This window comes from Haliea sp. E1-2-M8, from assembly GCF_030649675.1.
Classification (GTDB): domain Bacteria; phylum Pseudomonadota; class Gammaproteobacteria; order Pseudomonadales; family Halieaceae; genus Haliea.
In genome coordinates, this window is the sequence record NZ_JAUTDR010000007.1 from 117,441 (window position 1) to 137,493 (window position 20,053).

The following is a 20,053-nucleotide window of genomic DNA, read 5'->3' on the forward strand; positions in this document are numbered from 1 at the left end:
AGTTGCCCATGTCGACCACAGAAATGCCCCTGTTCCCACTCTCTGCCGTGCTGCTGCCCTACGGCCGCATGCCCCTGCAGATATTCGAGCAGCGTTATCTTGACCTGATCCGCGACTGCATGAAAACCAGCTCCGGCTTCGGTGTGGTGTGGCTGCGGAGCGGTGAGGAAGTGGCGCCCCGGGGCTCCGAGCAACAGCTGGGTGACACCGGTACCGTTGCCCGTATCGTCGATTTCGACCAGCTGCCCAACGGGCTGCTGGGCGTCACCATCCAGGGCGGCGAGCGCTTCCGCCTGAGCGACACCCGGGTGGCGAAAAACGGCCTGGTGCTGGGCGATGTGGTTTTGGAGACCATGCCTGAAGCCGCGGCCCTGGACGAAGAGTGGTCCCCACTGCGGGACATTCTGGAAAGCCTCGGCCAGCACCCACACGTCCGCCGCCTGGGCCTCGACATCGACTTCGAGGACGCCTGGCAAGTGGGCTATTCCCTGGCCCAGCTCCTGCCGCTGGAGGAGTCCCTGAAATACTCGCTGCTGAACGCCGACGATGTGGATGAAATGATGGACCAGCTGGACCTGATTCTCAGCGAGATCAGCGGCGAGGGCTGAGCCGGACACCCTGCGGAGAGGCCCATGTTCTACCTGGACCCGGACAGCCCACTCAGCCTGCAAAGCCAGCTGCGCCAGAAAATCGTGGAAGCGATCATGGTGGGCAGTCTGGTGCCCGGCCGGCGCCTGCCCTCGTCCCGCAAGCTGGCGGCCCAGTTGGGCGTCGCGCGCAATACCGTGGTCCTGGCCTACCAGCAACTGATGGACGAGGGCTATCTGCTGACCCGGGAACGCAGCGGTATCTTCGTCAATGAGGAGGTGCTGGCGCGCCGGGTCGGGTGTCAGCCTGGCAATCAGGCTCAAGCCGCCAGCGCTATCGACTGGGGACAGCGCCTGCGCCAGGTGCCCGAACGCAAGGCATTCCAGGCACCACCCGACTGGCAGCGCTATCCCTATCCCTTTATTGACGGCTACTACGATCAGGCCCTGTTTCCGGTGCATGAATGGCGCGAGGCCAGTCGCCTGGCGCTGGGGGTGGGCGAGGTCAGCGCCTGGAGCCGCTATCGCGGTGACGCCGATGACCCGCTGTTGCTGGAGGCCATCCGCACCCAGTTGCTGCCCGCCCGCGGGATCCAGGCGGCGGACGAGCAGATCATCGTGATGCCCGGGATTCATGCAGCGCGTGCCCTGTTGGCGCGGCTGCTGGCTGCGCGGGGAGATACGGTTGCGATTGAAGACCCCGGCTCTCCCGAATGGGGGACTCTGCTGTTGGACCGGGGTGCGCGCCTCGATTCCCGGGCGATCGACGGGGAGGGTATGGTCCCGCCGACAGCGGGCCGGCACGCGCTGTTCGTGGTCATGCCCAGCCATCAGCTGCCCACCGGCATCACCATGAGCATGTCGCGACGGCAGACGTTGTTGAACCACGCCGCTGAGCTGGATGCCCTGGTGATCGAGGACGATCATGCGGCGGAGACCAACTATCTGGGCCAGCCGCATCCGGCGCTGCAGAGCATGGATAGCGGTGGCCGGGTGATCTACCTGTCGTCCCTTGCCCAGGTGCTCGCCGGCAGCCTGCAACTGGCCTTCATTGTGGCACCGACAGAGGCAGTGCAGGCCGCGCGCCAGCTGCGCCGCACCCTGTTCGGCACGCCGCCGCGGAATAACCAGCGCGCCATGGCCTATTTCCTGTCATTGGGGCACTACGACAGTTTTCACCGGCGTCTGGACGCGGTGTTCCGTTCGCGCTGGCTGGCCCTGCGGGACGCCCTCAATCACTATCTGCCGAACCTGGTGGTGACGGCGCCCAGCCAGGGGGGTACGGCCCTGTGGGTGAGCGGCCCCGACTGGCTGGATGCCCGGATTCTGGCCCGGGAGGCCGGTCGCCGCGGTGTCCTGCTGGAGCCGGTCGGGCATTACTATCAGGATGCCAGCCACCCGGAGAACTGTTTTCGCCTCGGCCTGACCAGCCTCGACGAGAGCCAGATTCGCGCCGGTATGGCCGAGCTGGCTGCGGTGATTCGCGACTTGTCGGGGGCACATGCGGAGACCCTCGACAACGCCCGGGGCGAGCGTGTCAGCGGAGCCCTGCTGCGCAGCCGGCTGGCGGGTGCGGAGCTGCACTTCACCACGGTCTACGGTGATCCGGCCAGAATCCGCCTGCACCCGGACGGCACCATGAGCGGCCAGGCCGGCTACGCCGGTGAAGACTGTGATCAGGGCGTGTGGTGGGTCGAGGAGGATTTCTGGCTGCGCCGCTGGGAGCAGTGGTCCTATGGCAAGACTCTGGCTCTTTACGTGGTCATCGACGGCAACCAGATCAAGTGGTTTGACCGCGAGCGGCAGCTGGTGGATGCCGCACACATCCAGTGGCCAGCGCCGGACCCCTGATCTGGACTCATCCAAAGCACCGATCTGGCGCTAACCCGGCCCGCCGGCCGTCGCTACCCTGATTGCCAGTGTCGGGGCTCTGTCGCCCCGTCAGTCGTACACTGCCGCAGGAGATGTTGATGGCCCGCTTCGCGATCGCCGGTTTACAGCTGGAGCTGACCAACCAGGATAACCTTTACCGTATCAATGCCGAGATACACAAGGTCATGGCCCGTTTTCCGTGGGTGCAGATGGTCGTGGTGGGAGAGCTGGCAACCCTGGGCCCGGAACCCCGGCACGCCCAGCCCCTGCCCTCCGACATAGAGGCCCAGTATTGCAGCCTGGCCGCGCAACACGGTATCTGGCTGGTGCCCGGTACGCTGTTCGAGCGCAGCGGTGAGGATATCTTCAACACCCTGCCGGTCATCAACCCGGCGGGTGAAGTGGTGGCCCGCTACCGCAAGATGTTCCCGTTCTACCCCTATGAACAGGGCGTCAGCCCGGGCACCGAATTCGTGGTCTTCGACGTTCCGGACATCGGCCGGATGGGCGTCTCCATCTGCTACGACGGCTGGTTTCCGGAAACCACCCGCACGCTGGCCTGGATGGGGGCCGAGGTCATTATTCACCCGACGATGACCAATACCATCGACCGGGACCTGGAACTCGCCATTGCCCGCACCAACGCGGCGATCAATCAATGCTACTTCGTCGACATCAATGTCGCCGGGCGGCTGGGCAACGGCCGCTCCATCGTCTGCGGTCCGGAGGGCAACGTCATCCACGAGGCGGGTATTGGCCATGAAATTATCGCCTTCGAAGCGGACTTCGGCCTGGTCCGGCGTACCCGCGAGCGCGGGCTGATGGGGCTGGGGCAGGTGTTGAAAAGTTTTCGCGACAGCCCGGTACAGTTCCCACCCTATCGGGAGGGGCATGCCAGCCCGGCGCTGGACGCTCTGGGGGAGCTGCGGGTGCCGGCGCGCGGCGGGCCGGGCCCGGAAGTGGAACCATAGGCAAGTCGGAACTGGCCCTATGACCTGCTGCTGCAGGCTCGTAACGTGGGGCGGAAGATAACGCGGGCGGACTACCGCCACGATTCAAGCTGAGGGGCAGGAATATGAGAATACTCAATACACGCAGGAAAACGCTTTCTCTGGCAGTGGCTGCGGGCAGCGCTCTGCTGGTGCCGGACTACAGTTTCGCGCAGGGTGCGGTACTCGAGGAGGTCAGGGTCACCGCAACCCGCCGTGATGAGTCCATTCTCGATATTCCCTACAATATATCCGCGGTCAGTGGCGCCAGTATCGAGGCTGCGCAGATGACTGACCAGGCTGAATTGCTGCGCTCAATCGCCGGGGTGGGGATCATTGACCGCGGCTATCGCAACTCGGGTACGGTCAACACCATTCGCATCCGCGGGCTCAATGTCGACAGTTCCATCGTCGGGGACTTCGCCGTGGCATCGGCACCCACCGTGTCGACCTATGTCAACGATACCCCGGTGTTCGCCAACTTCGTGCTCAAGGACCTTGAGCGAGTGGAGGTGCTGCGCGGCCCTCAGGGCACGCTTTACGGCTCCGGTTCACTCGCTGGTACCGTGCGCTACATCATGCGCGAGCCGGAGTTCGAGGAACTCAACGGCAAGGTCTCCGGGGGTTTCAGCCAGACAGACGGCTCCGACGGCTGGAACTGGACCACGGATGCCATGTTGAATCTGCCGCTGACGGACACCCTGGCACTGCGGGTAATCGCCGGCCAGAACGACTATGACGGTATTACCGACTACAAGAATGTGTACGTGCTCGACAGCGCCGGCGTGCCGGTCGCACCCAACGGCGTGCTGGCACCGGATGCAGTCTATCGCGATGTGGAAGACGCGGACGACGTGGATATCTGGTTTGCGCGGGCGGCCCTGCGGTTCCAGCCCAGTGATCGCCTCGATGCCACCCTCAGCTATCACACCCAGTCCGATGACATCGGTGGCCGCCGTGGCACCACCAGCGGCAGCAACGGGGCCGGCGAGCGCTATGATGACAATGAACTGGGTGCTGTGACCCTCGAGCCATCGTCCCGCGATATTGACCTGGTCAGCCTGGAGGCGGACATCAATCTCGGCTTTGCCACCCTGACTTCCAGCACCTCGCACTACGAGCACAGCGGTGAGGGTACCAGCGAAAACACCGGTTTCTACGCCCAGCTGGGCTGGCTTGCCGCGTTCTACTACAACTACCCGCGTCCCATGGCCACTGCCGAGCGCAGCTACGACGACGAGAGCTTTATCCAGGAACTGCGGCTGGTATCCAGCACCGAAGGTGCCTTTGACTACCTGGTCGGCGCCTATTACCAGGACCAGACCATCAAGTCCGGGCAGGACAGCTTCCTGCGGGGTTTCAAGAACTGGGCCGACGTGGCCTTTGGCCCCGGTGTGGTGATCGACGACCAGGACTTTCTCTACCGGCGCACCGAGGATTTCCGCGATATCTCGCTCTACGGCGAGCTGACCTGGCACCTCACGGATACCGTGCACCTGACCGGCGGCGTCCGCTATTTCGACAACGAGTCGGAGATCGATACCTTCCAGCAGATCAGCTTCTATGAGGGCTTCCGGCCCTCGGCGGAGGCGAGCTTCAGCCAGGATGATTCCGACACACCCTGTTCAAGATCAACCTGTCCTGGGACATGGACGACAGCACGCTGGTCTACGGTACCGTGTCGGAAGGTTACCGCCGCGGCGGCGCCAATGCCGTGCCCACCGTTGGTGAGTTTGCGGAGGATCCCGCCTGGCAGCTGTACGATGCCGACTCGGTAGTCAACTACGAGCTGGGGATCAAGGGCAGCAGGGGCCAGCACAGCTATACGGCGGCCCTGTTCTATGTGGACTGGGAGGATGTGCAGCTGAACTCCGCCACCACCAACTGGGCCTTTTTCGCTGTGCAGAATGGCGATGAGGCCACCAGCCGCGGGCTGGAACTGGAAGTCAGCGGGCCGCTCGCGGAAGGGCTGACCTATACCCTGGGTTACGCCTATGTGGATGCCGAGCTGAGTGCGGATTTTCTGTCGGTGGACCCGGCAATTACCGCCGCGTTGGCCAGCGACGGAACCCGCCTGCCGGGGGCGCCCGAGCACAGCGCCAACCTCACGCTGAACTATACCCGGGCGCTCACCGGGGACATGAACTGGACCGCGCGGGTAGACGGCTATTACCAGTCCTCCAGTGAGAACAGCATCAGCCCGTCAGTGCGCTTCGCTGAAACCCTGGACGGCTTCCAGCTCTGGAACCTGACTACCGGGGTGTCTACAGCGTCCTGGGATGTCAGCCTGTTCGCCAAGAACCTGTTCAATGAAGAAGGGGTGACCGGGATCTACAAGGAAGAGTACATGGGTACCGACCCCGACCAGAACTACTTTGGCAACGGGGCCAAGGACGTGATTTCCTTGCCGCGAACCATTGGTCTGGCTGCAACCTATCGCTTCTGACGGCCCTGGTTTAGGCTCTGCCCTGGGCATGGACAGGGGGCATGGCGTGAAACAGGAAGGCGACCTGCTGGATCAGGCCGCGGCGGCCTTGCGCAGGGGCGATATGCAGCAGGCGCAACTGCGCTGCCAACAGGCCCTGCGCGCGCAACCGCGGCGGGCCCGGGGTTGGCTGCTGGCGGCGAAGCTGGCGCAGGCGAGTGCCGATTACAACAGCCAGTGCAGCGCAGCGGCGCGGGCGGCAGCGCTGGAGCCTGGCGACATCGGCATCCAGCTCGCCTACGCCGAAGCCCTGGTGCTGGCGGGCCAGCTGGCGCGCGCCAAAGCCCTGGTCCTGGCGCAGGAGCCCCTGGCGAGAGCGGCGGCTGACTGGGCCGCAATCGGTCAGTTCTACCTCTCGGCGACAGACTATAGCGCGGCTCTCGCGGCCTACCGTCGAGCGGCCGCACTCGCACCGGAGGATCCGGCGGCACAGGCCAACCTTGCCAATATCCTTGCGGTGACCGGTGCCAGTGGGGAGGCGGAGCAGCTACTCAACGGGGTGCTGGTGCAGGATCCGCTGGATGCGGACAGCCACTACAATCGCGCCACTCTGCGCCGGGTGGGGGCAAATGACAATCATATTGCCGAGATGACCCGGGCCCTGCGGGCGGGGCCTGCGGACGAGGCGCCGCTGTGCTACGCCCTGGCCAAGGAACATGAGGATTGCGCTGAATATGCCCTGGCCTGGGACTATCTGCAGCGTGGCGCCCGTGCCCGCCGTGCGCGCCTGAGCTACAGGGTAGCGCGGGACGAGCAGACCATGGCGGATATCGCCCGGCACTTCGACGCAGCCTGGATGCAGCGGCAGCGGCGCGGCGACCCGGAGCCGGGCCCGATATTCGTGCTCGGCCTGCCGCGCAGCGGCACCACCCTGGTGGAGCGGATGCTGGCGCGCCACAGCCAGGTGGCCAGCCTCGGTGAAATCAACGATCTCGCCCTGGCCCTGATGCGCGCAGCGGGCCCACACGCAAACCGGTCTGAACTGATTGCGCAGGCAGCGCAGGCTGACCTGGCGGCGCTGGGTAGGGACTACCGCGCCAGCACCGCTCAGTATGGGGCGCAAGCGCCGTATCTGGTGGACAAGACACCGCTCAACCTCCTTTATCTCGGCATCATTGCGGCGGCACTGCCCGGGGCCCGCATCCTGCACCTGCGGCGCCACCCTGTCGCCAGCTGCCACGCCCTGTTCAAAACCCTGTTCCGCATGGCCTGCCCGTTCAGTTACGATCTCGATGACTTGGCCCGCTACTATCTGGCCTACCACCGGTTGTTGACTCACTGGCGTCAGCTGCTGGGCGCCGATGCCTGGCTGGATATCGACTACGAGTCACTGGTGGCGGCGCCGGAGGCGGGAATTCGGCAGGTGCTTGATGCCTGCGGCCTGCCCTGGGAACCGGATTGTCTGGCATTTCACGCCAACTCCGCGCCGGTCGCCACCGCCAGCGCGGCCCAGGTCAGGGAGCCTGTCCATACCCGCTCGGTGGATCTTTGGCGGCACTACAGCGCCGGGTTGTCACCGCTGATCAAGCAGTTGCAGCGTGCGGGGATCGACTGTGATTGATGCCGGGACCGTGAGCTGCCGCGCGACCGCCCTGCGGTGCCTGGCGGCATTCCTGGCAGCCCTCTGCGCCTGCGCTGTGTTGGCGGCGGCCCCTCCCGAGGGTGAATTGCAGTTGCAGTTGGGCGTGGCGGAGAGCTTTGAGATCGAAGTGGACCGGCTCGACCTGGGGGGGAAGTTCGCCGGCGAGGTGGACCGTCTGCCGCCCCTTGCGCTGCAACTGGCCACTGATGGCAGCGTACTATTACCCGCCCAACGCCTGCCCATGCCCGCGTCTCACCCGCTGTGGCAGGCTTTGGCGGGAGAGGGCCGCTGGCAACGCGATGCGCACGGTAACCTGACTCTCGCGCTGCCGCTGGATCTGCTGGAACAGGGTGCCAACTGTATTCACTACGGTGAGCTTGCGGTTACCCTGCCGGCCAGCGGCGTCGGCTCTGCCGCTCTGCAGATCACCGGGCAGACCTGTGAGTACTTCAAATTCAGGGCGCGCTTTCAGGGCAGCGCCCGCTGGCGGCAGGCTGAGGTGGCAGTGGAGGCGGCTCATGAGCCGCGCTTTCCCGTGCGCAGCCTGCAACAATTGCAGCACGACACCGGTATTGATCCCGCCCCCCTGGCGCCGCCGGAAGGGGTAAGTCCGGAGCATCTCACGCTGGCCGGGTTACTGCTGGACGGGCGCCACTATCAGTCTGCCTGCGCTGTCGCGGCGGGTACGGCGCGACGCTGCGAGCAGCTGCCCCTGCCGGCATTTTCCCTGTCCAAGAGTCTGCTGGCCGGGGTGGCTCTGATGCGCCTGGAACGGCTGGCCCCGGGCAGCAGCCAGCGCAGTATCGGCGAGTTGCTGCCCGGCTGTGGCAGGGGCTGGGATGAGGTCACGCTGCAGCAGGCGCTGAACATGCAGACCGGGCGCTATGACTCCGCGGCTTACTTTGCCGATGAGGACGCCGCTATTGCCACGCCCCTGTTTCTGGCCCCGGGTCACGCGGCAAAACTGGCCTGGGCCTGCGCTGCGTATCCGCGCCGGGAAGCGGCGGGAGAGCGCTGGGTGTACCACACCGCTGACACCTACATCCTGGTCAGCGCCATGACGGCGTTGCTGCGCGAACTGCGGGGCGCCGAACAGGCAGACATCTACAGCGATCTGCTGTACCGGGAGGCCTGGTCGGAGCTGCCCCTGGGGCCGCTTGCGGCGTTCACCCGGCGCACGGCGGACGCGGCAGCGCAGCCGTTCGGCGGCTGGGGCCAGCTGCTGACGGCGGATGATTTCCTGCAGCTGGGGCTGTGGCTGGCCGCTGAAGCCCGGCAACCGGAGCTGTTGGACCCCGCCATGGTGCGGGCAGCGATTACCCCTGCGGGAACACTGCCCGGCGTGGCGGCGGGAACCGCGGGCCTGCGCTATCAGCACGGCTTCTGGTTGCTGAACGCGGCACCGGCACTGGGCTGCAGGCAACCGTACTGGATTCCGTTCTTGTCGGGCCACGGCGGCATCACCCTGGCCCTGCTGGATGAGCAATCCCTCTACTACTACGTCAGTGACAACAACGAATTCCGCTGGCTGTCCGCGGTTGCCGCCGTGCATCAGCAACGTCCACTCTGTTAATTCTCCGGAACCCGCCATGAGCCAAGCCATCGCTACTGCACCTCGCCGCACCCTCTCACCCCACGGGGAGTGGGCGCGCATTGCGCTGGCGTTTCTGGCCACGGCGGGATTGTTCTACGTCAACATCATGCCGGCTCTGGTGGACGGCCTGGTGGAGGGGCTGGGTTTTTCCAACCGGGAAGCCGGGCTGGTGGGATCCGCGAATGTCTACGGTGCCGCCCTGGGGGCGCTGGCAGCGGTATTCCTGGTGCGCCGCATCCGCTGGCGCAGGGCCGCCTTCATGTTGCTTCTGGCGCTGATCCTGCTGGACCTTGTGTCCATCCTGCTGCGGCTGCCACTGGTGCTGGTTGGCGTGCGCTTCCTGCACGGGGCGGTCGGAGGCATGTTGGTCGGTATCGGCTTCGCTGTGATCGCCCGTACCCTGAAGCCGGATCGCACCTTCGGCTATCTGCTGGTGGTCCAGTTCGGGCTGGGCGGTGTGGGCGTGATGCTGCTGCCGCCCCTGGTGCCTGAGTTTGGTACCAGCGCCCTGTTCCTGTCCCTGATTGCCTTCAGCGCGGTGACCCTCGCGATGCTGCCGTTCCTCGACGACTACCCGGTAGTGGTGCCCAGTGCCGGTGCGCCCCCGCCTGCAGCTGTCCGCTGGGCGCCGATGCTGGCAGTGCTGATTGCCCTGTTTCTGTTTCAGGCCGCCAACATGGGTCTGTACGCCTTCATCATCGGCATGGGCAAGCACTATGGCCTGAGCATGGCCTTTATCAGCCCGACTCTGGGCGCGGCGGCCTGGGTGGGAATTATCGGCGCCGGGCTGGTGGTGGTCATGGCGACGAAGTACGGCCGCTGGTGGCCATTGTTCCTGGGTATGAGTCTCACCGTGCTGGGCACCGCCCTGCTGCACTGGAGTGGCCAGCCCTGGGCCTTCCTGCTGGCCAACTGCGGCGTGGGAATCACCTGGGCGTTTGTCATTCCGTACTTGCTGGGCATGTGTGCCCACTTCGATCCGGTGGGACAAATGGCGTCACTCGGCGGCTTCGCATCCAAGATGGGCCTGGCCAGCGGCCCGCTGCTGGCAGCCCTGTTCCTCGGCGACAACCGCTACGACCTGGTGATCAACGCGGCGGTTCTGGCGCTTGTCCTGTGCACCGTGGTTATTATGCGCCCGGCCAGGCTGCTGGATCGCGAGGCCAGGCTATGATTCGTCGCCCCCGAGTTTTGCCAGTAATGCTTCGACTTCCTCGCGCCGCGCCGTGTCCGAGATGGCACGTCCGGGACGCGGAGGCGCTTTCAGGGCTTGCTGCAGGTACCGCTTCGCCTCCTCGTCGTGGCCCCGATGCGCCAAAAACTCAGCCATGAAAAAATTACTATCCATCCCGTCCGGATTGGCTTTCAGGCCATCCTCAAGGTACTGGCGCGCTTTCTTGTCGTTGCCGAATCCCACTGGCCAGCCCGGAACCCTGGCATAGAGAGTGCCCAGACTGGTCAAGGCAGCGCCGTTCACGGCCACAGGGTCAATGCCGATCGCCCGTTCGAAGTGCTTGCGTGCAGCCTTTGCGTGTTTGAGTGCGCCCAGGCCGCCAGCGGCGCCGGCGTAGGACGACTCCACAATACCGCACCAGGTCAACGCCTGTGGATCGTCCGGCTGTGCCGCCAGCAGCGAGTCACAGGTGTCGACCAGTTGCGCGAAGTGTTGCTCTCGCTCGGCCTCGGCAACCACAAAATTTATCTGCTCCCACTGGTCGCGGACGGCAGCCACTTCTGCTGCCGGTGCTGCCATCGCCGCTACAGGTGCCAGCAAGGGGGTCAACAGCAAAGCCAGGGTAAATATTCCGGACCGGCGAGTTTGAGTCAAAAGCTTCATACAGCATCCTCCGACGAGTTGACTGCAGTATAGCCGTTGATTCTTATGCCAGGATTAGGGCCCGGTGCAGGGGTTCCAGCCACGGCTCGTAGTGCTGCCACTGGCTCATGGCATCTTTGTAGAGCGGCTGGCGCACCTGTTCTGAGCTCGGTGTGCGGACGGCGCGCTCGGTCTCGTAGTAGCGCAGGCAGCTCTCCTCGAAGGGAATACCGATGAATTCCAGCATCCGCGCCACCTGTCCCTCGAGATCTGCCAGCAGATCCTCGTGCTGCACGCGTAGCACGAAGCGGGGCAGCACCCGATCCCAGTGTTGCATCAGTGCGACGTAGTCCCGATAGTACTGCCCGAGGTCCGACAGGCTGTAACTGAACTCCTGTCCCTCGGCGAACAACTGCTTGAAGCTGCTGAAACAACAGGCCATGGGTTCCCGGCGGGCGTCAATGACCCTGGCGTTGGGCAGTATCAGCTTGATCAGCCCGATGTGGCGGAAATTGTTGGGCATCTTGTCGATAAAGAAGGGTGCGCCCTGGCGGTGTATGCGGGTGTCGGCGATAAACCGCTCGCCAAACTCGGCAAGCTCCTGCGGCGAGAGCTCCTCCAGCACCTCCGGGTAGCCTGGCGCGGCGCCGGAGGCGCGCTTGCGCCTCCTCAGTTGCTGGGCATAGGAGAGGATATTGGGCAGCTCCAGGGTGCCGTCGATCTGGCTGTGGGAGGACAGGATCTGTTCCAGCAGGGTCGAACCCGCCCGCGGCAGCCCGACGATGAAAATCGGATCCGGGGCCGGATGGCCGCAGCCCGCCTTGCGGGCAAACAAATCTGAACTGCATACCTGTTGTTGGGCGGCCAGTTCCGCTGTCATCTTGTTTGCATCGTAGCGACTCTGGTTCTTCTTGAGCTGATTGCCCCGGGCGTAGTGCTCGAAAGAGGCGCGATAATCGCCGGCGTCTTCACAGGCCTTGCCCAGGGCAAACGCAACATAGACCCGGTCCATGCAGGAGAGGTTGCTGTCGCCGGCCAGAGCCTGCATCGCGGCCATATCTGCCGCGCTGAAGCGGTAGGTCTTCAGGTTGGCGAGGGCATGCCAGGCTTCGGCGTGCTGCGGGTTGCTGGCCAAAGCCGCGTGGTAGGACGCAACGGCCTTATCGAACTGGCCGCAGGTCTTCAGGGCGTGGCCGCGGGAAGTCAGGGTGGTCGCATCCGCGGGCAGCTTGCGCAGGACGTCGTCGAAAGCGGCGAGTGCCGCTGCATAGTCCCCGGTCTGCATGCTCTCGATGGCGAACAGTGACTGGAACTGGGGGTTTTCCGGGGCGGTCGCCAGCAGGCGCCGGGCCTGTTCGAATGCCGCGGTAAATTTCTGTCTTTTCCGCAGGGTGCGGATGTAGTCAATCCTGACCTGGGTATTGTCCGGGGCGAATTCCGCGGCGCTCTCCAGCAGAAATTCCGCCTCCTCCAGCGCTCCCAGGCGCGAGCCGATATCGGCCAGCAGGCGCATCGCCTCAACGTGGCGCGGCACCTGCTGCAGAAATTTGCGACAGATCTCCTCGGCCCGGACCAACTTGCCCTGGGCGATCAGATCCGTCACGGCGACGATCGGCTTGGGCAGGCTCAGCAGAAAGTCCAGCTGCGCCTGCACCCGGTATAGCTGGTCCCGTGCGCCGCGCCGCTGCAGAATCTCCAGCTGGGCCCGGTAGCTGGCCTCCAGTGCCGGGTTGGCCTGGCAGGCCCTGCTGTAGGCGAGCAGGGCTGCTTCATCCCTGCCCTGGGCGCGCTGCAGGTGACCTTCCTCCTGCCAGGCGCGACCAAAGTCCGGGGCCAGTTGCTTCAGATGCTCAAGCCTTGCGGCGGCCTGGTCGAACTGCTCCAGATAGCGATGACACACGGCCGCCATGTACAGCGCCTCGGTGTTGTCCGGCTCTGCAGCCAGCACGCCGGCCAGATCATCCAGGGCGGGAGCGAATACCTGGGCCATTATTTTCTGCTGGATGGGTGCCAGGTCTGTTGCGCTGTCGGCCATAGGTATTAATCGTTCCACCAGAAAGCAAAAGCGCCCCGGAGGGGCGCAGGATTTACCGCATCTTTGTTTGCACGCAGGTCATCAGAAGTCGTAGGTCAGTCTGATGCCGCCGGTCCTCGGGCGCGCCAGGGTAACGCGCTCCCGGTCGTAGACGAAGTTGTTGGCCAGTTCGGCCTGCTCGTCCATCAGGTTGTCGACATAGAGCTCGGCGGTCCAGTCGGCGGTACTGATACCGGCAGTGAAGCCGACCAGGACCCAGCTGTCGAGCTCGGCGCGATTGATGGCGATGATATCACTGAAGGATGATTCCGAGTAGGCGACATGCGGCATCACATGGGCCTGATACCCGGAGGTGAGCGGCCACTGGTAGCGAGCCCGCAGGTTGCCCTGAAACTTTGGTGCGAATGCCAGTTCGTCGCCCTTGCGCACGTCATCCGTGGGCGTGATGACTTCGGTGATTTCAGTGTCGAGGAAGGAGAACGAGCCGGTAACCGTCAGGCCCGAGATCGCAGCCGGCGCCCAGGTCACGACGCCCTCCAGCCCCGTGACCTCGGCATCCGCCGCATTGTCGGAGAAAAACAGGTTGGCGATGCTGGGGTCGAAAATGGTGGTCTGCAGGCGCTCGATGTCGACCCGGAACAGGCTGCCATTGAGCCTGAGTGAGTTGTCCAGCAAGTCCAGTTTCCAGCCCAGCTCCATGTTGGTGACATCGTCGGTATCAAGCGCAAAGGGCACGGTAAAACCATCAGGACCCTGGGCGCCGCCGGGACGGTTGAGCAGACCGGCACGGAACCCCTCCGACCAGGTGACGTACCAGAGCTGATTTACGCTGGGTGTCCAGGCCAGGCTGACCTTGCCGATGACACCATCGGTCTGGGCCTTGTCCGGGGCATCGCGGAGTGCGGCGGCGACCTGTGCCGGCGCCTGGTCGATCGTGTCTAGAGTGTAGGTGACCTGATCCGGCAGGCAGGTGCTGCGGTCGGTGATCTGCCCATCACCGTTGTACAGGTCGCTGATATCGGTGCCGAATGCCTGGCAGTCTGCGGCCGCGCCTGCGTTCAAGAAGGACGAGTTGGCACTACCATCGAAGTCCACCTCAATGTCGTACCAGCGCGCACCGACGGTGAGGGCGAACTGTTCGTTGAAGTCGAAGGTTGCCTCACCGAAAACGCCGTACTGCTGGTCGGTGCGGCGAATATCGTTGCGGAAGATCACCCCCGGGGGGAATGGCCCTTCGTCCGACCGAAAGCCGGTCTGGAACGGGAAGTTGGGTGCGAATGGGCCGAACGGCTGCGCCGCAATGGACCCGAAATAGGTGAAGTCGTTGCGCTCGTCGAGCTGCAGGTCGCTGTAGAAGCCCCCTACGGTGGCGCGCAGACGCTTTTCGACTGGCGTATTGAAGCGGATCTCGTGCGTCATGACCTCGGTTTTGGTGGAGGACTTCACCAACAGGTCCGGTGGCTGGCAGGTACCCGAAGGTGCTGCGTCTCCCGGATAGGACACGGAGCCGTCACAGATGTAGTAGGGCAGATACTGGCCGACGAACAGGTAGTCCGTGTAATCCACCGTCTGGTTGGTTTCGCGGTCGGTGAAAGCGCCGGTGTAGACAGTTTCCAACTGGCCGATACGGCCTTCGAGGGTCCAGCTGGTGTTGTCAAAACTGTCGTCGATATTGTCGTCGTGGAAGCGGCTTATCTCGTAGTCGTCCAGGTCGGGATCGGAGAAAAAGACCCCGTCGGAATCCAGCGATTGCTGCATGTGGCTTACCTGCAGGCTCCAGCGATCGTTGATGTCGTAAAGGCCGCTGAGGCGGAAGCCGTTGTACACGGTGTCATTGATGTTCTTGGCGGTTTTGGTGGAATTGTCCGCTGTAAGGAATTCCACGTCGCTGAGATCCGCCGTCGACTGGAACCCGGCTCTTTGCGCGCCGATCGGTACCCCATTGGCGCGGGGCGTGCCCTCGGGTCGAAAGCGGGCGCTTTCACTCGCGTCGCGAGTGCCGGCCACGTTGTCGATATAGCCGCCCATGCGGTCAACGTAAACGACGCCGCGGAGGGTGAATGTGTCGGTCACGGGCAAGTTGAACATGCCGGTGACGTTATTGCTCAGGTCGCCGCCCCGGGTGAAGGCGGTTCCCAGCTTGACGCTGCCATAGGTGCCGCTGGGATCCGGCTTGTTGGTGATGAGCCGCACCGTGCCGGCCTGGGAGCTGCTGCCAAAGAGGGTGCCCTGGGGCCCCGCCAGCACCTCGACACGATTCAGGTCGGCAGCATAGACGTCGAGGTTGCGTCCAGGTTGCGACAGGGGCTGGTCGTCGAGATAGAGAGCAACGTTGGGGGCCAGGCCGGCAACGCCGGCAGTGGTCAGGTTGGGCGTGGTCGAGGCAACGCCGCGGATATAGATGGTGTTTTGACCCGGGCCGCTACCGCCCGCGGTTACGCCGGGCAACTGGATCAGGTAGTCATTGAAATTGGCGATCCCCATATTGTTGAGTGAATTTTCTCCCAGTGCCTGTACCGAGATCGGGATGTCCTGGGTGCTGGCCACGCGCTTGGTAGCGGTCACCAGCACTTCCTCAAGCCCTTGCGCGGTGGCGCCGGTGGCGATTGCCGAACCCGCGATCGCGCTGACCACAGCGCTGGAGAGTCTGCTTCGTTGACGGAGTGGTGTGGTGCTGGACATTGATTGATCCCCTGGTTGGTTTCCTGAATCTGGCCTGCCGCTTGCTCCCCGAATATCGCGCCCAGCGGTGTGCTGGCTGCCAAAACAAAAGCTTTCGACTCAAACTAATTTTTCTTTGGCACATATTGTGCGCGCAGGCAGTCAGCCACCTCATGTAATGATGGAAATGGCGATAGATAGGCACCTATCGGCTGATATCGGCTGAATTAAAGAATAATTAGCGATTACGCGTGGTATTTGTACAGATGCGGCACTATGATTTCAACCGGAAATACAGCCAGTAAAAATACAGTTCTGTAATCATTGTTGAGGAACCACGCGGGAGGCGATGTTGCATCGGGCCTGTCGCGACGCGGTTTTTGCCTCGACAGGCAACCGGGGAGGCAGTTTTTTGAGTATGACAGATGGTGATCGCGCGACGCCGCGATTCATGGTGGACAAGGCAGTCTTCTGGCCCGCCAGCGCTGCGCTTTTTGCCCTGGTGTTGTTCGCCGGTCTGAAGCCGAAGCTCAGCGAGGGTCTTTTTCAGAGGCTGCAGGACGCTATTGTCCTCTACGCGAGCTGGTACTACGTGCTTGTGGTCGCAATTATCCTGATCAGTGTGGCCATTTTCAGCCTCTCGCGTTTTGGTGACATAAAACTGGGGCCGGATCACGCTGAACCCGCTTACGCCTACCCGTCATGGATCGCGATGCTGTTTGCCGCCGGCATGGGTATTGGGTTGATGTTTTTTGGGGTGGCGGAGCCGGTGATGCACTTCCTGACGCCGCCCCAGGGTGAGGGCGGGACCGTACCCGCGGCTCGCGAAGCCATGAACCTGACTTTCTTCCACTGGGGATTACATGCCTGGGGCATCTATGCGATTGTTGCCCTGGTATTGGCCTACTTCGCCTACCGCCACGACCTGCCATTGACCATGCGCTCCGCTTTCTACCCGTTGATCGGTGAGCGGATCTACGGCCGTGCCGGCGCCACGATCGATGTGTTTGCGATTGTTTGTACTACCTGCGGTATTGCAACCAGCCTCGGTTTCGGCGTGCTGCAGATCAATTCCGGGCTTTCCTACCTGTTCGGCATAGCGATCAGCCCCGGGATTCAGGTCGTGTTGATACTGTGCACCCTGGGCCTGGCCGGGGTGTCGGTGGTGCTGGGGCTGGATGCTGGCATCAAGCGCCTGTCGGAACTCAACCTGAGCCTTGCTGCCCTGCTCCTGATCACGGTGCTGCTGGCCGGTCCGACCGTCATTGTGCTGCAGGCGACCATCGAGAATTTTGGCGCCTACATTGGAGAACTTGTTGCCAAGACCTTCAACCTGTATGCCTACGACCCGACCGACTGGCTGGGTGGCTGGACTATCTTCTACTGGGGCTGGTGGCTCAGCTGGGCACCTTTTGTCGGCCTGTTCATTGCCCGCATCTCCCGTGGGCGGACCATTCGCGAATTCGTCCTCGGTGCCATGATCGTACCTTGCGGGTTCACCCTGTTGTGGATGGGAATTTTTGGCAACAGCGCTATTGAGCTGATTCTGCACGGCAACCAGAACGGGCTCGGGGCGGCGGTCAGCGACAATCAGGCCATTGCCCTGTTTCGTTTTTTCGAGTTCCTGCCGCAGTCGACTCTATTGTCCGGCGTGGCCCTGCTCATGGTGGTGGTGTTCTTCGTTACCTCGGCGGACAGCGGTGCAATGGTGCTCAACATGCTTTCGGCCCACGGCCGGGACGACACCGGGCCCCTGCAGCGCCTGTACTGGGTCGGGGTTATTGGTGCGACGTCGATTGTTCTGCTGCTTGCCGGTGGCCTGGCTGCGCTGCAGACGGCTGCAATAGTCACTGCACTGCCGTTCTCCCTGGCCTTGCTGGGCGCAATTTGGGGGCTTGGCCGGGCCCTGAGTCGGGATGCTGCCCGGCGCGATATACACAGCGTGGCACCGCTGGTCACATCGCCCGGGGATTGGCGCGAGCGGCTGGCCAACCTGTTACAGCATCCGGGTGACAGCAGCGTCCACGCCTTTCAGCGGGACCTGGTATTGCCCGCGCTGAGGGCTTTTGCCGCGGAGTTGCAGCTGCACGAGGTAGCGGCGAAGGTGGTGAATGCGATTGCCGAAGAGGGATCGGTGCGGCTCGAAGTAAGCCATGCCGATACCATGGATTTCGTCTATGAAGTGCGTTGCCGCGCCCATCCCAGGCCGGTCGAGACGGCGGTCGACACACCGCTGGATGCGCTGGGCGACGCGGACAAATACTATCGGGCAGAGGTCCACCTGTTCCGGGGCGGGCAGGACTACGATGTCATGGGCTGGAGCCGCGAGCAGATCATGCACGACCTGCTATGGCAGTACGAGAACCACCTGCAGTTCCTGCGCTCGATGCGCTAGGAGATTTGGTACTGAATCTTCCCGGTAGTGGGGCCAGGTCTCGCTGTGGCGCAGCGTTTCCTGGCGGGGATTTTCTGTGTTAAGACTGCGCGCCTTGTTTCCTGTCTATCTGGAGGGCGCTGCCCATGACACGGTTTGACGGTAAGGTGGCATTCATCACCGGGGCGGCCTCCGGCATCGGGCTGGCGACAGTGGCCCGGCTGGGGCGCGAGGGCGCAAAGGTGTACGCGTCCGACATCAACGCCGAGCTACTGGCGCGGGAAACCGCGCGCCTGAGCGGGGAGGGGCTGGACATCCACACCCGGGTGCTGGATGTGACTGACGAAACAGACTGTCGCGCGGCGGTCGAAGAATGCCTGGCCAAATTTGGCAGGCTGGATATTCTTTGCAACGTAGCCGGAATGGTCCTTACCAAGAACTTCCTCGATGTCAGTGCAGAGGAGTGGGACTGGGTGATGACGGTCAACACCCGCTCGGTATTCGTGCTCTGTCAGGCGGCAATGCCGCATCTGCTGGAGACCAGCGGCAACATCGTCAATATTTCATCCGCGGCCGGATTGCAGGGGCTGCCTTACAATAGCGCCTACTGCGCCAGCAAGGGCGCCGTGCTGTTGCTGTCGAAGTCACTGGCGGTGGAATTCGCCAGTCGCGGTGTGCGGGTAAACGCCGTGTGCCCCGGGGCCGTGGACACGCCGCTGGTGAAGAACATCCAGATCCCCGAGGGTGCCGATATGGCGCTCTACGGACGCATGTTCCCGCTCACGGGATATTACGCCCAGCCAGAGGAAATCGCGGGTGCTGTCGCCTATCTCGCCTCCGACGAGGCGAAATTCGTCACCGGCTCGGCGCTGGTTATAGATGGCGGCCAGACTGCGGTCTGAGCTGACTCCAGACCGGGCCGGGGCTCAAGACCCCAGGCCGCGGAAGAACTGCTGCACATTGGTGCTGAGAGACTCCAGGTCGTAACCCCCTTCCTGCACCACCAGGGTTGGCAGTGACAGCTCGCCGATCGCAGTGCCCAGGCGCGCGAAGCCCTCGCTGGTGACAGCCACCTTGGCCTGGGGGTCGTCCTTGTAGATGTCAAAGCCCAGTGCCAGCACCAAAGCGTCGGGCTGAAACAGGGTGACGGCTGCCAGTCCCTCTTCCAGCCTGGCGAAGAAGTCCTCCTCGGAGGAACCATGGGGCATGGGCAGATTGATGTTGTAGCCCAGCCCTTCACCTGCGCCGCGCTCGTCCTCGAACCCGCTGACTACCGGGTAGAAATTGGTCGGATCGCCGTGGATGGAGACGTAGAGCACGTCGCTGCGGTGGTAGAAGATGTCCTGGATGCCCTGGCCGTGGTGCATATCGGTGTCGAGGATGGCGATGCGCGGGAAACGCGAAGTCAGGTGCTGGGCGGCGATGGCGGCGTTATTCAAGTAGCAAAAGCCGCCCGCGGCGTCGCGGCGGGCGTGATGTCCCGGGGGGCGGCAGACTGCGTAGGCGCTGCGGTCGCCCGCCAGCAGCGCCTCGGCTGCGGCGATCGCGACCTGGGCCGACCAGTAGGCGGCGTGCCAGGTATTGGCGCCGACCGGGCAGCTGCCGTCGGCCAGGTAGCGCGCCGCCTCCGCCAGGATCCCGCGCAGGGCATTGGGTTCGCGCACGAAGATATTGGACATCACCTCATCGCCCCAGTCCTCGGGGATCTCCTTCCAGCGCCGGTGTGCCGACTGCAGGAAGCGCAGATAGCTCAGGTCGTGCACCCGGGAAATGGGCCCGGCGCCCCGATCCACCGGCTCGGAGACTTTCACCCCCAGCTCTCGCAGCCCCTCCAGCATATGCCCGGTGCGGTCCGGCACTTCCTGGGGCTGGCGCATCTGGCCGCGGGTGAAGTAGGTTTTGGGAATGTGCTGGTCCTGGGCGGAATGGAAAAAGGCCTGCATCGGATAATCTCTTGTATTTGGGTGCGCCCAGTATAGAGAGCTGGTCGCCGAGGTCAAAAGCCGAAAACTGCGCCGCCTGTGCTATGCTGCTTTCATGTTCAGTGTGCACCCTATC

14 protein-coding genes are annotated in these 20,053 nt (G+C 63.6%); 10 read left to right on the plus strand and 4 right to left on the minus strand.

Annotated features, from left to right (window positions below; translation table 11 throughout):
• Positions 1–8 precede the first annotated feature (8 nt).
• The 8 genes from Q6D67_RS07760 to Q6D67_RS07795 all read left to right on the plus strand — a co-directional run bounded on the left by Q6D67_RS07760 (position 9) and on the right by Q6D67_RS07795 (position 10,283).
• On the plus strand, positions 9–608 hold the full coding sequence (locus Q6D67_RS07760) for an LON peptidase substrate-binding domain-containing protein (protein WP_304705024.1): 600 nt from the start codon (positions 9–11) through the stop codon (positions 606–608).
• 24 nt (positions 609–632) lie between these two features.
• Entirely contained in the window at positions 633–2,438 is a 1,806-nt protein-coding gene (locus tag Q6D67_RS07765; protein WP_304705025.1) for a PLP-dependent aminotransferase family protein, read from the plus strand.
• Between the two features lie 119 nt (positions 2,439–2,557).
• Positions 2,558–3,430 carry a carbon-nitrogen hydrolase family protein gene (locus tag Q6D67_RS07770; protein WP_304705026.1) on the plus strand — a complete coding sequence of 291 codons (873 nt, stop codon included), beginning with the start codon at positions 2,558–2,560 and terminating at the stop codon, positions 3,428–3,430.
• 104 nt (positions 3,431–3,534) lie between these two features.
• Complete coding sequence (locus tag Q6D67_RS07775; protein WP_304705027.1) at positions 3,535–5,226, plus strand: TonB-dependent receptor; 1,692 nt, start codon at positions 3,535–3,537, stop codon at positions 5,224–5,226.
• A complete protein-coding gene (locus Q6D67_RS07780) occupies positions 5,112–5,894 on the plus strand; it encodes a TonB-dependent receptor domain-containing protein (RefSeq protein WP_304705099.1) in 783 nt (260 codons plus the stop codon). The genes Q6D67_RS07775 and Q6D67_RS07780 overlap by 115 nt, the downstream gene beginning before the upstream one ends.
• A gap of 46 nt (positions 5,895–5,940) precedes the next feature.
• Positions 5,941–7,494 (plus strand): sulfotransferase, encoded by a 1,554-nt coding sequence (locus Q6D67_RS07785; RefSeq protein WP_304705028.1) that lies wholly within the window; start codon positions 5,941–5,943, stop codon positions 7,492–7,494.
• A complete protein-coding gene (locus Q6D67_RS07790; protein WP_304705029.1) occupies positions 7,472–9,088 on the plus strand; it encodes a serine hydrolase in 1,617 nt (538 codons plus the stop codon). Before Q6D67_RS07785 ends, Q6D67_RS07790 begins: the two co-directional genes overlap by 23 nt.
• A 16-nt stretch (positions 9,089–9,104) precedes the next feature.
• Complete coding sequence (locus Q6D67_RS07795) at positions 9,105–10,283, plus strand: MFS transporter (protein WP_304705030.1); 1,179 nt, start codon at positions 9,105–9,107, stop codon at positions 10,281–10,283.
• Here Q6D67_RS07795 and Q6D67_RS07800 read toward each other — a convergent pair.
• The 3 genes from Q6D67_RS07800 to Q6D67_RS07810 form a co-directional block, all read right to left on the minus strand.
• A complete protein-coding gene (locus tag Q6D67_RS07800; protein ID WP_304705031.1) occupies positions 10,278–10,946 on the minus strand; it encodes a lipopolysaccharide assembly protein LapB in 669 nt (222 codons plus the stop codon). The two genes, Q6D67_RS07795 and Q6D67_RS07800, sit on opposite strands and share 6 nt — an antisense overlap.
• A 43-nt stretch (positions 10,947–10,989) precedes the next feature.
• On the minus strand, positions 10,990–12,960 hold the full coding sequence (locus Q6D67_RS07805) for a tetratricopeptide repeat-containing sulfotransferase family protein (protein ID WP_304705032.1): 1,971 nt from the start codon (positions 12,958–12,960) through the stop codon (positions 10,990–10,992).
• 81 nt (positions 12,961–13,041) lie between these two features.
• Entirely contained in the window at positions 13,042–15,642 is a 2,601-nt protein-coding gene (locus tag Q6D67_RS07810) for a TonB-dependent receptor (RefSeq protein ID WP_304705033.1), read from the minus strand.
• A 397-nt stretch (positions 15,643–16,039) separates the two neighbouring features.
• On the opposite strand from Q6D67_RS07810, the gene Q6D67_RS07815 reads away from it, so the two are divergent.
• Both Q6D67_RS07815 and Q6D67_RS07820 read left to right on the plus strand, forming a co-directional pair.
• Positions 16,040–18,016, plus strand: a complete 1,977-nt coding sequence (locus tag Q6D67_RS07815; RefSeq protein WP_304705100.1) for a BCCT family transporter — start codon at positions 16,040–16,042, stop codon at positions 18,014–18,016.
• A gap of 125 nt (positions 18,017–18,141) precedes the next feature.
• The gene (locus Q6D67_RS07820; protein ID WP_304705034.1) at positions 18,142–18,897 is read left to right on the plus strand and encodes an SDR family NAD(P)-dependent oxidoreductase; all 756 of its coding nucleotides are present in this window, start codon (positions 18,142–18,144) and stop codon (positions 18,895–18,897) included.
• 24 nt (positions 18,898–18,921) lie between these two features.
• On the opposite strand, the gene Q6D67_RS07825 is transcribed toward Q6D67_RS07820, so the two are convergent.
• Positions 18,922–19,938 carry a histone deacetylase family protein gene (locus tag Q6D67_RS07825; protein ID WP_304705035.1) on the minus strand — a complete coding sequence of 339 codons (1,017 nt, stop codon included), beginning with the start codon at positions 19,936–19,938 and terminating at the stop codon, positions 18,922–18,924.
• Positions 19,939–20,053: the final 115 nt, after the last annotated feature.